This window comes from Streptomyces sp. 2A115, from assembly GCF_052245575.1.
Taxonomy (GTDB): Bacteria; Actinomycetota; Actinomycetes; order Streptomycetales; family Streptomycetaceae; genus Streptomyces.
Genome location: NZ_JBQQCG010000059.1, coordinates 24934 through 37340, shown reverse-complemented (window position 1 = coordinate 37340; position 12407 = coordinate 24934). Strand labels below are relative to the sequence as shown.

15 protein-coding genes are annotated in these 12407 nt (G+C 70.8%); 8 read left to right on the top strand and 7 right to left on the bottom strand.

Annotated elements, in window-relative coordinates:
* Position 1 precedes the first annotated feature (1 nt).
* On the top strand, positions 2-835 hold the full coding sequence (locus tag ACTWQR_RS37615) for an ABC transporter ATP-binding protein (RefSeq protein WP_443231726.1): 834 nt from the start codon (positions 2-4) through the stop codon (positions 833-835).
* A 79-nt stretch (positions 836-914) separates the two neighbouring features.
* Here ACTWQR_RS37615 and ACTWQR_RS37610 read toward each other — a convergent pair whose 3' ends face one another.
* Complete coding sequence (locus ACTWQR_RS37610; protein ID WP_443231725.1) at positions 915-1583, bottom strand: MmyB family transcriptional regulator; 669 nt, start codon at positions 1581-1583, stop codon at positions 915-917.
* 271 nt (positions 1584-1854) lie between these two features.
* On the opposite strand from ACTWQR_RS37610, the gene ACTWQR_RS37605 reads away from it, so the two are divergent.
* From ACTWQR_RS37605 to ACTWQR_RS37590, 4 genes are read left to right on the top strand one after another with little or no spacing between them, the layout of a single operon-like run.
* Positions 1855-2514 carry a helix-turn-helix domain-containing protein gene (locus ACTWQR_RS37605; protein WP_443231724.1) on the top strand — a complete coding sequence of 220 codons (660 nt, stop codon included), beginning with the start codon at positions 1855-1857 and terminating at the stop codon, positions 2512-2514.
* A gap of 32 nt (positions 2515-2546) precedes the next feature.
* Positions 2547-3077: a toxin-antitoxin system, toxin component gene (locus ACTWQR_RS37600; protein WP_443231756.1), complete on the top strand. Its 531-nt coding sequence runs from the start codon at positions 2547-2549 to the stop codon at positions 3075-3077.
* A 13-nt stretch (positions 3078-3090) separates the two neighbouring features.
* Complete coding sequence (locus ACTWQR_RS37595; RefSeq protein ID WP_443231723.1) at positions 3091-4296, top strand: MAB_1171c family putative transporter; 1206 nt, start codon at positions 3091-3093, stop codon at positions 4294-4296.
* The gene (locus ACTWQR_RS37590; protein ID WP_443231722.1) at positions 4280-5716 is read left to right on the top strand and encodes an FAD-dependent monooxygenase; all 1437 of its coding nucleotides are present in this window, start codon (positions 4280-4282) and stop codon (positions 5714-5716) included. The genes ACTWQR_RS37595 and ACTWQR_RS37590 overlap by 17 nt, the downstream gene beginning before the upstream one ends.
* Positions 5717-5784: 68 nt before the next feature.
* Here the strand turns inward: ACTWQR_RS37590 and ACTWQR_RS37585 are convergent, their stop codons facing one another.
* A complete protein-coding gene (locus ACTWQR_RS37585; protein ID WP_443231721.1) occupies positions 5785-6828 on the bottom strand; it encodes an alpha/beta fold hydrolase in 1044 nt (347 codons plus the stop codon).
* Between the two features lie 250 nt (positions 6829-7078).
* Between ACTWQR_RS37585 and ACTWQR_RS37580 the strand changes: the two genes are divergently transcribed.
* Entirely contained in the window at positions 7079-7309 is a 231-nt protein-coding gene (locus tag ACTWQR_RS37580; RefSeq protein WP_443231720.1) for a hypothetical protein, read from the top strand.
* 63 nt (positions 7310-7372) lie between these two features.
* Here the strand turns inward: ACTWQR_RS37580 and ACTWQR_RS37575 are convergent, their stop codons facing one another.
* From ACTWQR_RS37575 to ACTWQR_RS37560, 4 genes are all read right to left on the bottom strand, one after another.
* Positions 7373-8074 (bottom strand): 4'-phosphopantetheinyl transferase family protein, encoded by a 702-nt coding sequence (locus ACTWQR_RS37575; protein WP_443231719.1) that lies wholly within the window; start codon positions 8072-8074, stop codon positions 7373-7375.
* Entirely contained in the window at positions 8022-8930 is a 909-nt protein-coding gene (locus ACTWQR_RS37570) for a metallophosphoesterase family protein (RefSeq protein WP_443231718.1), read from the bottom strand. The genes ACTWQR_RS37575 and ACTWQR_RS37570 overlap by 53 nt, the downstream gene beginning before the upstream one ends.
* Positions 8931-9021: 91 nt before the next feature.
* Positions 9022-9300 (bottom strand): hypothetical protein, encoded by a 279-nt coding sequence (locus ACTWQR_RS37565; RefSeq protein ID WP_443231717.1) that lies wholly within the window; start codon positions 9298-9300, stop codon positions 9022-9024.
* Between the two features lie 112 nt (positions 9301-9412).
* The gene (locus ACTWQR_RS37560) at positions 9413-9547 is read right to left on the bottom strand and encodes a hypothetical protein (protein ID WP_443231716.1); all 135 of its coding nucleotides are present in this window, start codon (positions 9545-9547) and stop codon (positions 9413-9415) included.
* Positions 9548-9817: 270 nt separating this feature from the next.
* On the opposite strand from ACTWQR_RS37560, the gene ACTWQR_RS37555 reads away from it, so the two are divergent.
* Entirely contained in the window at positions 9818-10270 is a 453-nt protein-coding gene (locus ACTWQR_RS37555; RefSeq protein ID WP_443231715.1) for a 2-oxo acid dehydrogenase subunit E2, read from the top strand.
* 12 nt (positions 10271-10282) lie between these two features.
* The gene (locus ACTWQR_RS37550) at positions 10283-11443 is read left to right on the top strand and encodes an ATP-grasp domain-containing protein (protein ID WP_443231714.1); all 1161 of its coding nucleotides are present in this window, start codon (positions 10283-10285) and stop codon (positions 11441-11443) included.
* An 80-nt stretch (positions 11444-11523) separates the two neighbouring features.
* On the opposite strand, the gene ACTWQR_RS37545 is transcribed toward ACTWQR_RS37550, so the two are convergent.
* Positions 11524-12381 (bottom strand): sulfotransferase family protein, encoded by an 858-nt coding sequence (locus ACTWQR_RS37545; RefSeq protein WP_443231713.1) that lies wholly within the window; start codon positions 12379-12381, stop codon positions 11524-11526.
* Between the last annotated feature and the right edge of the window lie 26 nt (positions 12382-12407).

The following is a 12407-nucleotide window of genomic DNA, read 5'->3' as shown; positions in this document are numbered from 1 at the left end:
CATGCTGGATGTACGCGGCCTCAACAAGGTCTACGAGGGGTCCGGGCGCCGGGTGGAGGCGGTACGCGATCTCACCTTCACCGTGGACGCGGGTGAACTCGTCTGTCTCGTCGGGCCGTCGGGCTGCGGCAAGACGACCCTGCTGAAGTGCGTGGGCGGACTGCTCACGCCGACCGCGGGCGAGGTGCTGATCGGGGGCCGGCGCGTGACCGGCCCGCCACCGGACATGGCGGTCGTCTTCCAGGAGTACGGCCGCAGTCTGTTCCCCTGGATGCGGGTGCGCGAGAACGTCGAACTCCCGCTGAAGCAGAAGAAGTTGAGCAGCGTGAGGCGGCGTGAGCTCGTCGCCGACGCTCTGGAGTCGGTCGGTCTCACGGATGCCGCGGGCGCGTACCCGTGGCAGCTGTCGGGCGGTATGCAACAGCGGGTGGCGATCGCCCGCGCGCTCGCGTACGAGCCCGAAGTGCTGCTGATGGACGAGCCGTTCGCGGCGGTGGACGCCCAGACGCGCGCCGATCTCGAGGACCTGGTGCGCGGGCTGTGGCGGCAGCGGGGCATCACGATCCTCTTCGTGACGCACGACATCGACGAGGCCGTGTACCTCGGCGAACGGGTGCTGATCCTCTCCTCCTCCCCGACCGTCGTCCAGGAGCAGCTGAAGGTCGATCTCCCGGCCGAGCGCGACCAGTTGCACACCCGGGTGGCCCCGCGCTTCGCCGAGCTGCGGACCCATGTGTACGAGCAGATCCAGGCGGCGAAGCGCGGGGCGGCCGGGGGCCGACTGAACAAGGACGTCGTTAAGGACGTCGTTTCGGATACGCCTCCGCCCCACTGAACCGGCCTGCGATCAGCCCGGATCGGCGGGGCCGTTCAGCGGCGGAACAGCGCTCGTGTCACACCGGAACGGGCCGGTGTCACGCCTCCGCGGCCGGCACCACGCTGAGGTGACTCGCTGTGCGCCCCGCCCGGCCGGCCCGTCGGGCGGCGGTCGGGCGACGGGGCTCGCGGAGGACCAGCGTCAGCCGCGTATAGCCCATGTCCTGAAGGGTTTTGGGGGTCTCGCCGACGATCCGGCAGTCCGTACGCCCCCAGCGCGGGTCGGGGTGCATCAGCGGCCGGACCGCGCCGTCGTGCTCGACGGCGTCCGGGCCGACGGAGCGGATCCAGTGCGGCAGCCCGTGCCGGTACGCCGCGTCCATGATCGGGTCCTGGGCGATGTCCCGGAGGATCGACTGGAGTCCGTGATCGTGGGCGTGCCGCTCCACGGCGGCGGCGAAGTGCGCCAGCATCGGCAGGCACCAGCTGGACTCGTGCTCGACGAGGACCGTGCCCGCGTCCGGATGGAACAGGACGAACCGGAGGAAGTTGTCGCCCGGCATGGCAGTCGGATGCGGGCCGACGCCACGGAAAAGTGTCTCGAACGCACCGTTCGCCAGGACTACGTCCCAGCGGTGGTCGACGACGACGGAGGGAAAGGGGACGGCCTCCAGGAGCGCGGCGTAGTCCTGGAGATACGCCTGGGCCTCGAGACTCTCGGGGACGGGTCGCGGCTGCGGCCGGGGCCCTCCTGCCTGGTACGCCATCGGGAGGTCCACCCCTCTTGCCTATGCGGCCTTCACGCGGCGTCGTGATCCTGCTACTCCTGGCGGAGCGGTGTCAACTATCGTGGCATTTGACGCCTGTTGACGACTGAATCCCGCCACAGTTGTGGCGACACCTGGATGTGGTTCACCCAAAGGGCTACTCTCCGGTCTTCGGGCAGTTCACGCCGCACTTCCCGGATTCCCGCAGGGACTTCACATCCCGAGGACCCGGTTCCCCAGAGCAGTCGAGAGAGACGTAGGAGAACGCTCGGTGACGGATGGCTTCGACGTTCCGGGCGCCACGGCGACGGGTCTGCTGCCGGCCGTCGTGGCCCGAGTCACCGCGCTCGCCGACCGGCTCGGCGCACCGCACGACGAGGTGTTCGACGTCCGGCGGTTGTCCGCCGCGTCCGGCGTCCCCGAGGTCGTGGTCAGGTCCCTGCTGAACGGGCGGCCGGCCGGCGAGCCGGACCTCCAGGCACGCTTCCTGCAGCGCCTCGATCTGCTGCGCCGCACCCGTCTGAAGCCCAACGGCCGCCGGTACACCCAGCAGGAGATCGCCGACGGCGCCGGCATGTCGCGGCAGCAGGCGGGCGCCCTCATCAACGGCGACCGGCGCCCGACCATGGAGCACTGCGACGCGATCCAGCGCTTCTTCAGAGTGCACGCCGGATTCCTCACCGCCGAGGATCCCGAGGCGCTCGCGGGCGCTCTCCAGCGCACCGAGCAGGAGTTGCTCCAGCGGCTCGCCGACCGGGAGCGCGAGGCGGCCCTGGCGGCCGCCGACGACCCGCTGGAGCGGCTGCTGCAGGACCACGGGGTCCGCGGCATCGCCTGGCGAGCCGCGCAGCTGCCCACCGACCAGCACCGCGACAAGGTCGCCGAGTGGCTGGACATGCTCTTGGAGAGCGTCAAACGGCCCGAGTCGTGAGCCGGGGGAGAACTGTGGGCATCGGAAAGGACATGCGCCGCCTGTGCGGCGAGTTGATCGACGAGCTCTCGCTCTCGGCACCGGCGGAGCCCGCGGACCTCTACGCGGCTCTGTGCGACGCCATGAGCAGACGACGTGGCCGCCCGGTGCAGTTCCGTACGGCCGCGTTCCCGCCGGGTACCGCCAGCGGGCTGTGGCTCGACATGGCGGACCAGGACCTCGTGGTCATCGAGGAACGCACCGCGCCCGACCACCAGTTGGTGATACTCGGTCATGAGCTGTGGCACATGAAGGCCGGGCACTGCAGCCATCACGTGGAGGGCGCGGCCGTCGCCGCGCGCTTACTGTCCGACGACGCCGATCTGCAGGCGACCGTCCTGAAGGTGGCGGCGCGTACGCGGTTCGACCTGGCCGACGAGAAGGACGCCGAGAGCTTCGGGCTGCTGCTGGCGAGCAAGTGCCGCGGCTGGCTGGCCGGTTCGGCGATGCGCGGCCCCGTGCGGCGCGACGGCCTCGCCGGCCGGATCGAGGCGTCCCTGGGCTATCGCGGACCGCGGAGCTGAAGCCGCGGCCGCCATGGACGATTCCAGCTACTACGTACCGGCCGCCGCCATGGCGGTCGCCTTCGCCGTCAAGGCGCCCTCGCTGCTGCGCTCCTGGCGCGATCCGCTGCTGCGCGCCGTGTGTGTCCTGCTCCTCCTCGCGTGCCTGGTGTTCCTGTTCGCGGCCCCGCCGACGATCGGCGAGGTCAACCGCCTCACCGGGATCGCGAACATATCGGCACCTCTCGTCTACTCGCTGCTGAGCGCGTTCAGCGCCGCCTGTCTGGTCCTGATCATCTACTGGCGCGGCGGGCCGCCCGAGGTGACCCGACGCGCCTCCCGCCGCTGGATCGCCGGATACGGCCTGGTGATCGTCGCGCTGAACACGCTCTTCATCCTCGGGGACGCGCCACTCGAACGGCTGCGGGACCTCGACACCTACTACGCGACGACCCCGTTCATCCGCGAGATGATCGTGCTCTATCTCGCGTCGCTCACCGTCGCGGGTGTCGCGATGAACGTCATGTGCTGGCGCTGGGCACTTCAGGTGCACGGCTGGCTGCGGGTCGGACTGCTGATCATCGCGCTCGGCTTCCTGTTCAACATTCCCTACGCGGTGACCAAGTTCATCGCCGTGGTCGCCCGGTGGAACGGCGGAAACCTGGATGACCTGAGCACCTATGTGGCGCCCGTGCTGGCCTCCGCCGGCGCACAGATCAGCGCGGTCGGCTTCTGTGTACCGCTGGCCTGTCAGCGCATCGGGGACAGCTGGAGCACCTGGTCGACGTACCGTCGGCTCGGGCCGTTGTGGCGCGAGCTGAGGTCGGCCTCGGGGCGCGGGGACCGAGCCGTACGCATCTCCTGGTGGTCCCCCGCCGAACTCCAGGTCACCCAGCGGGAGTCCGACATCCACGACGGCATGCTCAGCCTGTACCCCTACTTCGACCCCGAGGTGCGTTCGAACGCCTATGCCGCGGCCGTGGCGGCGGGCTCCGACGCCGTCCAGGCTCAGGCGGAGGCCGACGCGGCGATGGTGACCGCGGCGGTGCGGGCCAGGGCCGCCGACCCGGAGGGCAGGATCATCAGCTCGGCGACAACCGGCGCACCGTACGCGTCCCATGAGGGTCCCCGCGACCTCGTACGGATTTCCATCGCCCTGCGTCAGTCAGCCGTCGTCGCGGCCGCCCGTGGGCAGGCCTCGACCAGCTCAGAGAGCGACTTCCATGAACGTACCCGCTAGCACCCGCCCGGCCGGGCCCTCCAGACGTGCCGTCGTCATCGGCGGTGGGATGGCCGGAATGCTGGCCGCCGCCGCGCTGGACGCGTACGCCGACGTCACCGTCATCGAGCGCGACGCCCTCCCCGAGGGGCCCGAGCCCCGCAAGGGTCTCCCGCAGGCCCGCCACGCCCATCTCCTGTGGTCGGGCGGCGTCCGCGCGATGGAGGATCTGCTGCCAGGAGTGACCGACGCCTGGCTCACCGCCGGCGCCCGGCGTATCGCGCTGCCGACCGGTCTCGTGACCCTGCAGCCGCACGGCTGGCTGCGGCGCTGGCCCGAGATGCAGTTCATGATCGCCTGCAGCCGTGATCTGCTCGACTCGGTCATCCGGGACCGGATCTCCCGAGAGCCGCGGATCACCGCCATGGAGCGCACCGAACTTCTGGGCCTGGAAGGCGGCGCCTCCAGGGTGACGGGTGTGCGCGTCCGTACGTCCGAGGGCGAGGAGCGCGTCCTCGAAGCCGATCTCGTGGTGGACGCCTCAGGGCGTGGTTCGCGGGCCGTCTCCTGGCTCGACGCGCTGGGCGTCCCGCAGGCTCCGATGGAGGAGGTCGACTCCGGACTCGCGTACGCCAGCCGGATCTTCCGCGCGCCCGAGGGCACGGAGGAGTATCCCGTAGTCAATGTGCAGCCGAACGCGGCGGATCCGGTGCCGGCCCGGAGCGCGACCATCGTGCCCATCGAGGGCGGGCGCTGGCTGGTGACACTGTCGGGCACGCGCGGCGGCCAACCGACCGGCTCCGCCGAGGAGTTCGAGACGTTCGCGCGCGACGTCAGGCATCCCCTCGTGGGCGAGCTGATCGCCCGCGCCGAGCCGCTGACGGACGTCGTCATCACCCGCAGCACGGTCAACAGGCGACGCTTCTTCGAGAAGGTGAAGGACTGGCCCGAGGGATTCGTCGCGCTCGGCGACGCGGTCGCCACGTACAACCCGATCTACGGGCACGGCATGTCGGTGGCCGCGCAGGGCGCGGTGGCGCTGCGTGAGCACGTGGCCGAGTACGGGCTCGCGGCGCCGGGGCTCGCGCGCCGGGTGCAGCGTGCCGTGGCGCGTCCGGTGGCGACGGCGTGGGAACTGGCCACGAGCACGGACATCCGGTACCCCGGCGCCATCGGCAAGCAGCCCGGAGGCATACAGAAACTGCTCGGGCGCTACGTCAATCGCCTGATGCTGACGGCGACCGGACGTCCGCTGGTCGCCAAGGAGTTCCTCGGCGTCGTCACACTGTCCCAGCCGACCACCGCCCTGCTCAAGCCCGAGATCGTCCTCGCGGTGCTACGCGGGCCGCGCCGGCCCCCGCTGACCGAGCCGCCCCTGACGAACGAGGAACGGGACGCGGTCCTCGGTGCGCCGGAACCGTCGGGAACACGGGAGGGCTGACGCGAGGCGTCAGGAAACGCCCACCTCTCGAGGAGAGCGCCCTCTGAGGGGACCGGGCCGGCGCGGCATCACGTCGCGCTGCGCTCGCTCGCCTCTCTCATGTCCCGCTCCACGGCCCGGTTCTGCGCGGTGTCCGGCTGTCCCGCCGCGCTGCCCGGACGCCCGGCGCGGAGCAGTCCGCTCCAGTTCTCCCGGCTCCAGTCGGCCGGGCTGGTGGTGCTCGTGAACTCCTCGACGAGGGAGAGGAAGCGCGAGGGGTCGGTGTGGAACGGGAAGTGCCCGGCGCCCTCGAAGATCTCCAGGCGGCTGCCGGGCATCGCCTCGTGCGCCCCGTACGCGTGCCGTACGGGCACCACGCTGTCCCGGTCGCCCCATATCAGCATCGTGGGCATGCCCTCGGTGAGGTAGCAGCGGTCGAGCATGGTCACCACCTGGCCGCGCCAGTCGACCACGGCGCGCAGGGTGCGGATGAAGGCGCTGCGCGAGGTTCCGTCGGGAAGCGCGTCCACGAGGGTGAGCAACTCCGGTGCGTCCTGGCCCAGATCGGTGTCGAGGAGTCGCATCAGGTGGGCGAACAGGCGTGCTTGCACGCCCATGCCGGGCAGGCGCAGCGCGGAGAGCATCAGATGGGCGCCGGGCAGCGACACGGCCCGCAGGACCGGATTCACCTCGCGGCCCACGCCGCCCGCACTGACCAGGATCAGCCGCTCGGTGCGCTCCGGGAACTGGTACGCGAACTGCATGGCGACGCCGCCGCCGAGCGAGTGCCCGACCAGTGTGGCCTGTTCGATGTCGAGCGTGGACAGCAGGTCGCGCACCCCGTTCGCGTACGCGGCGACCGAGTAGTCGGCCCGGGGCTTGTCCGAGGCGCCGTGGCCGAGCAGGTCGGGGGCGATCACCGTGTGGGTGCGGGCGAGGTCGGGGATGAGCTCGGCCCAGGTCGCCGAGGAGTCGCCGATGCCGTGGATCAGGACGAGTACCGGGCCCTGGCCGGCCATGCGGTAGGCACGGCGGTAGCCGTGCACGACGCGGTGGTGCAGCCGTAGTTCTCCGTCGCCCACCGGGCGCAGCCGCTTGATGCGCCGCGGGCGCTGTCGTGGGACGTCGACCACTGGCTCACCTCCCGTTCCGGGCCGCGCAAAAGGCGGCTCCAAGCGCTCGTTCCAGCGTAGGGCCCTTGTCCCACAAGGGATTTCCGTGAGGTTTCGCCTCCGCTAACCGGGCGAACCGACACGTACGGAAAGGGCATTGTCAGTGGCGGACGGCAAGCTGGATCCAGCGCCACCGCTGTGCGGCGGCGTGGAACCGCTGACCTTGTGGCGCTGTGGCGCCGCAGCCGAGCCGAACCGGGAGAGCCGTCCGATGCCGACCGCCGTACTCACCGATCACGAACGCACCGCAGTGCAGGCCTATCTGCGCCTGTTGCAGACGGTACGGGCCGCGCTGGACGGCCCGCCCGGTTCGAGCCGAGCCCCCGTCGTGCCGCCCGCCGCCCTCGCGGAGGCGGAGCGAGCGCTGGCCGCGGCGGGGCTCTCCGGCAACGAGGAGGCGTTCTTCCGGCTGCTCCACACCTGGTGCCCGGAGACCGGATGAGCCTCGGTCAGCTCTCCGCCGGAGGCGGGGTGAGTCTCTGTCAGCCGACGTCCGGAAGCCTGCTCAGCCCAGGCCGGGGAGCGGCACGGTCACCGAGGTCGCGACGAGACCCCGGCTCACCGTCCAGCGCCCCTCGAAGTGGCCGACGCGACGGCCGTCCACCACCGGGCCGGGGACGAGGAGTCCGGCGCGGAAGCCGCCGGACGTGGTGTGTCCGGGGTCCATGAAGACGTCGATGTCCGCCTCGGCGAAGTCGAGCCACTTCCCGGTGAGGGGGAACCACGCCTTGTAGACCGACTCCTTGGCGCTGAACAGGAGCCGGTCCCAGTGGACCGCTGGGTGCTCTCCGGCGAGGCCGCTCAGCCGGCGGTCCTCGTCGGGCAGTGCCACGGCGGACAGCACGTTGTCCGGGAGCGGCAGGTGGGGCTCCGCGTCGATGCCGACCGAGGCCAGGTCGGTGGCGCGGGCCAGCGCCGCGGCCGCGTAGCCCTCGCAGTGCGTCATGGTGCCGATCAGTCCGGCGGGCCACTGGGGGGCTCCGCGGTCACCGGGCAGGATGGCCCGCGGGGCCACGCCGAGCTTCTCCATGGCGCGGCGGGCGCAGCCGCGGACGACGGTGAACTCGCGGCGGCGCTTCTCGACGGCGCGCGCGATCAGCGCCGCTTCCTCGGGATACAGCTCGGGGTACAGTGTCGTGCCCTCGGCCCGCTCGTCACCGTGTGCCTCCACGGCCACGACCGAGTCCGGGAGCAACTCCTCGATCACCGGATCCGACCTCCATCGGCAGAATGCGGCGCAGCTTGCCCGGGGGTTCCGGGCGCTTGCGCCACTCACGGGGGTAGCCCACCGACACCTCTTCGAAGCGGACGCCGTCGAGCCAGGTGGTGCGGGGAATGTGCAGGTGCCCGTAGACCATGGCGGCGACGCGGTATCTGCGGTGCCAGTCCGCGGTGAGCCGGGTGCCGCACCACATCGCGAACTCGGGATACCAGAGGACCTCGGTCGGGTGCCGGTCCAGCGGGTAGTGGTTGACAAGGACCGTGGGCAGCTCGGCGGGCAGCTCCGCGAGCCTGCGCTCGGTCTCGGCGACCCGGGCCCGGCACCAGGCCTCGCGGCTCGGGTACGGGTCGGGGTGCAGCACGTGCTCGTCGGTGCAGACGACACCGGTCCCGTGGGCGTACGCGAGGCCCTCTTCCTTGGTCGCGCAGCCCGCGGGCAGGAACGAGTAGTCGTAGAGGAGGAAGAGCGGGGCGACGGCGACCGGGCCGCCGGGGCCCTCCCACACCGGGTACGGATCTTCCGGCGTCATCACGCCGAGTTCGCGGCAGAGGGCCACCAGGTGCTCGTACCGGGCCACGCCGCGCAGGGTGACGGTGTCCTTGGGGTGGGTCCACAGCTCGTGGTTGCCGGGGGCCCAGATCACTTTGCGGAAGCGGGCGCTGAGGGTTTCCAGGGCCCAGCGGATGTCGGCCACGGTCTCGGCGACATCGCCGGCGACCAGGAGCCAGTCTTCGTCCGTCTCGGGGCGCATCTCCTCGACGAGGGCGCGGTTCTCGGCGTATCCGATGTGCAGGTCGCTGATGGCCAGCAGCCGGCCTGGACGGTCAGCCGTCGACGTCACCCTCGCCCCTTCCGCGCGCCGGGGCGCCCTCTCGGCGTACCCGCGATGTGAACACAAGAACACATTCGGCCTCCACGGTACAAGAGCAGCTTCAGGGGGGTCGCCGAGGATGTTGTTCGACTGCGGGGCGGAGCTGCGGGTCGAGGTACGACTGACCGAAGCCGGTGCCGCCGAGGTGGCCCGGATCTCCCAACTCACTCTGCGCACCAACCAGTTCAACCAGACGACCCGGCGCTTGCAGCCCGCCGAGGTGCGCGCCCTCATCGACGATCCGGCGGCACGGGTGTGGGCCATCCGGTCCGCCGATCGCTTCGGTGACAACGGCATCGTCGGCGCGGTCTTCACCCACCGGCACGGTGACACCGTGCACATCGACAATTTCCTGCTCAGCTGCCGGGTGTTCCCCGAGGCATCGAGCCGACCGTGCTCGCCGTCATGCTTCGACACGCCCGCGCACAGGGCGGCCGAGCGGTGCGCGCGATTTACCGCGCGACCCCGAAGAACACGAAGGTCAGGGACTTCTCCCCGAGGAGCGGCTTCGCCCCGGTCACGGACGACGGAGCGAGACGGACGCGCGCGAACAACGGCACGACGGGCACGTACGAGAAGGACGGCACGACGGGGCGTACGAGAGCGACGGCACGACCGGCACATACGACTGCCCGACAGGCTCGTACGACGCCGCGACCGCTACCGCGACCTACGAGCACGACCTCGAGCACCTCCCTGCCCAACCCGCACACGTCCACTTCGTCTCCACCCCCACCCCAATGTCCGCCTCCATCTCCACCTTCACCGAGACCCCGGGAAACGACGGCTCGTGAACTCCATCGACGACTCTCCCCTACCGCGTCACCACGCGCCCACTCCGCAGGCGGGCCGAGATCGTGGGCACGTTCGCGGTGACCTCGCTCGGCCACCGTCCCGTGGAGGCCTTCCACTCCGTCGGCGGCACCACGATCACACTGGGTCTCGGCGCCATCGCCGACCGGCCGGTGTTGCGCGACGGGCGGATCACGGTCACCCCGGTGATGCCTCTGAGCCTCACGTTCGACCATCGCGTCATCGACGGCACCGAGGCGGCGGACGTCCTCGCGGAGATCGAGGAAGGGCTCGAGTCCTTCAAGGGAAGCGGGGGCTCAAGGGTCCTGACGTGCCACGGGAGCCCTGATGGGCACGTCCGGGGAATCCGTAACACGCACGTAGCAGCACCGGCGCTTCGGAAGCCCTATGATCGGCCCTACACAACCGCCACGAACCCCGTTTTCGAACGGCGGTTTTGTGTACCTCCCTACTCCTTGGCCGGGCACGGCCTGCTGCGCCGTGCCCGAGAACCCTGAAAGGTGGCCTGCATGGTCTCTCGCGTACGCGTCTGGCTCAACCGCACGTACGCGGAGAACGTGTTCTTCATGGATCAGCTGCGGCGAAATCCCAGCGGCCGCGCGGTCGAGATCCATGCGACGCACGGCGATGCCGACTCGCCCATCCTGGCCGCCGCCGACACCGCCGCGCTGGAGCCGGAGGGACTGTCCCGGGCCGCGTACGTCGAGTACGCGCTCGACCAGTGCGCCCGCCACTCCATCGACGTGTTCGTGCCCGTCCTGCACCAGGAGACCGTGACCGCGCACCGCGAGGAGTTCGCCGCGGTCGGTACGGCCCTGCTGGCGCCGCCCGTCGAGGCGGTGCACACCTTCCACGACAAGGTGACCGCGTACGAGGCGGTCAAGGAGCTCGGGGTGCCGGTGCCGCCGTGGTGGCGGGTGCGGACCGAGGACGAGCTCCTCGAGGCCGTCGACAAGCTGGAGGCGGACGGCTACAAGGCGTGCTTCAAGCCGGCCTCCGGGGCGGGCGGCGTCGGTTTCCGCATCATCACGCGCGCGCCTTTCTCGCTCATGCATCTCAACGGCTTCCCCAGCCCGTACGTGCCGCTGGACATGGTCACCGAAGCCCTGCGGAGCGCCGACGAGCCCGTCGACTGGCTGGTCATGCCACGTCTGGAGCAGCCGGAGGTGTCCGTCGACTGCCTCACCGGTCCTGACGGACGGGTACGGATGGCGGTGGGCCGGACCAAGAACGGGCGGCGCCGCGGCTTCACCCTGAACCCCGCGTGGATCGAGCCGTCGCGGCTCCTCGCGGAATCGTTCGGGCTGCACTATCTGACGAACATTCAGTTCCGGATGCTCGGGGACGAGCCGGTCCTCATGGACGTCAACACGCGTCCGGCGGGCGGCCTGCACCAACTCGCCCTCTGCGGCGTCAACGCCCCTTGGGCGGCTGTGCAGTTGGCGCTCGGCGAGGAAACCGGTGACGTGGTTCCGCCGTTCCTGGGTCCGGACTACACGGTGGTCGCCGGTCCGCGTGCGCTGCGGCCCTTGTCCCTGCCGCCACAGCGCGCCGACCTGCCCGTGCCGGCACCCGAGCCCGCGCCCGAGCCGGTCGTCGTGGCGGAGTCGACACCGGCGGCGGAGTCGGCCCAGCCGTCACAGACATCGGACAGCCCCTTGACAGTCTGATCGGTCCACACCAGCTGCGGTTCTCGTCCATCGCGGTCGGCTTCACCGGCTGACGCCGCGAGTGTGGGGGTGCCCGGTCGTCAGTCGGCCGAGTACCCCCACGCCCTCGCCAACTCGGTGAGCCGGGGCGGCAGTTCGGCCGTCGGGTCGGCCTGGCGGGCCGACTGGATCTTGCCCGACTTGATGGTTTCGCTCCAGTCGCCGAGCTTGGGGCGGAAGGCTCCGTGGTCCTTCTTCCCGTAGTCGAGCATGGCGCTCTCCCAGGGGACGCCCAGGTACTCGCACAGGCCTCGGGTGGTCAGCTCGGGGTCGGCGGTCAGGTCCTCGTACGTGATCACGTGGGTGTCGAGGTTGTGCCGGGCCTCCTCGAGCTTCTCGCTGTAGCCGAGGACCTCGGCACGGATCTCTTCGTGGTCCGGGTCGGTGCGGCGATCGGTGAGTGACGCGACGACCGCGCCGGGGTGCCGGAGCAGGAGGATGTAGCGCGCGTTGGGCCAACATCGGTGCAGCCGTGGCCAGATGAGGGTGTTCGGCGGCGTCTTGTCGACGATGATGTCCTTGCCGCTGCGGTCCAGCTCCAGGTGGAGCACCCGGTCCCAGAGCACGTGCTCCAGTTCGTCCTTGTCCAGCTCCAGGGCCTCCATGGCGTCCGCCGTGAAGTCACGGGCCAGGTGGACGTGGAGCGTGCGCAGATGCATCTCGTGCGGGGCGCGGATCCTGCTGTGGCTGTTGAGCAGGACCCGCAGGAGGGTCGAGCCGGAGCGGACCGAGGAGAGGATGAAGACCGGCGAGTCGACCAGGCGCGGGGCGCGCGGGGCGACGTACGGGTCCTCGGTGGGCCGGGGCGCGGGCATGCCGTCGAGGTTCCGGCGCGGCGGGCTCACCGCCTGGGCCATCAGTCGGCCGCGGCGCTTCAGCCCCTTGCCGATAGCGGACATGCGTGGGTCCCGCACGGTGACACCTC

Bases quoted from the DNA above. Each gene is read 5' to 3' on its own strand.
- ACTWQR_RS37595 (WP_443231723.1), top strand. From the start codon at position 3,091: ATGGACGATTCCAGCTACTACGTACCGGCCGCCGCCATGGCGGTCGCC.
- ACTWQR_RS37600 (WP_443231756.1), top strand. From the start codon at position 2,547: ATGCGCCGCCTGTGCGGCGAGTTGATCGACGAGCTCTCGCTCTCGGCA.
- ACTWQR_RS37545 (WP_443231713.1), bottom strand. From the start codon at position 12,381: ATGTCCGCTATCGGCAAGGGGCTGAAGCGCCGCGGCCGACTGATGGCC.
- ACTWQR_RS37580 (WP_443231720.1), top strand. From the start codon at position 7,079: ATGCCGACCGCCGTACTCACCGATCACGAACGCACCGCAGTGCAGGCC.
- ACTWQR_RS37615 (WP_443231726.1), top strand. From the start codon at position 2: ATGCTGGATGTACGCGGCCTCAACAAGGTCTACGAGGGGTCCGGGCGC.
- ACTWQR_RS37610 (WP_443231725.1), bottom strand. From the start codon at position 1,583: ATGGCGTACCAGGCAGGAGGGCCCCGGCCGCAGCCGCGACCCGTCCCC.
- ACTWQR_RS37590 (WP_443231722.1), top strand. From the start codon at position 4,280: ATGAACGTACCCGCTAGCACCCGCCCGGCCGGGCCCTCCAGACGTGCC.
- ACTWQR_RS37550 (WP_443231714.1), top strand. From the start codon at position 10,283: ATGGTCTCTCGCGTACGCGTCTGGCTCAACCGCACGTACGCGGAGAAC.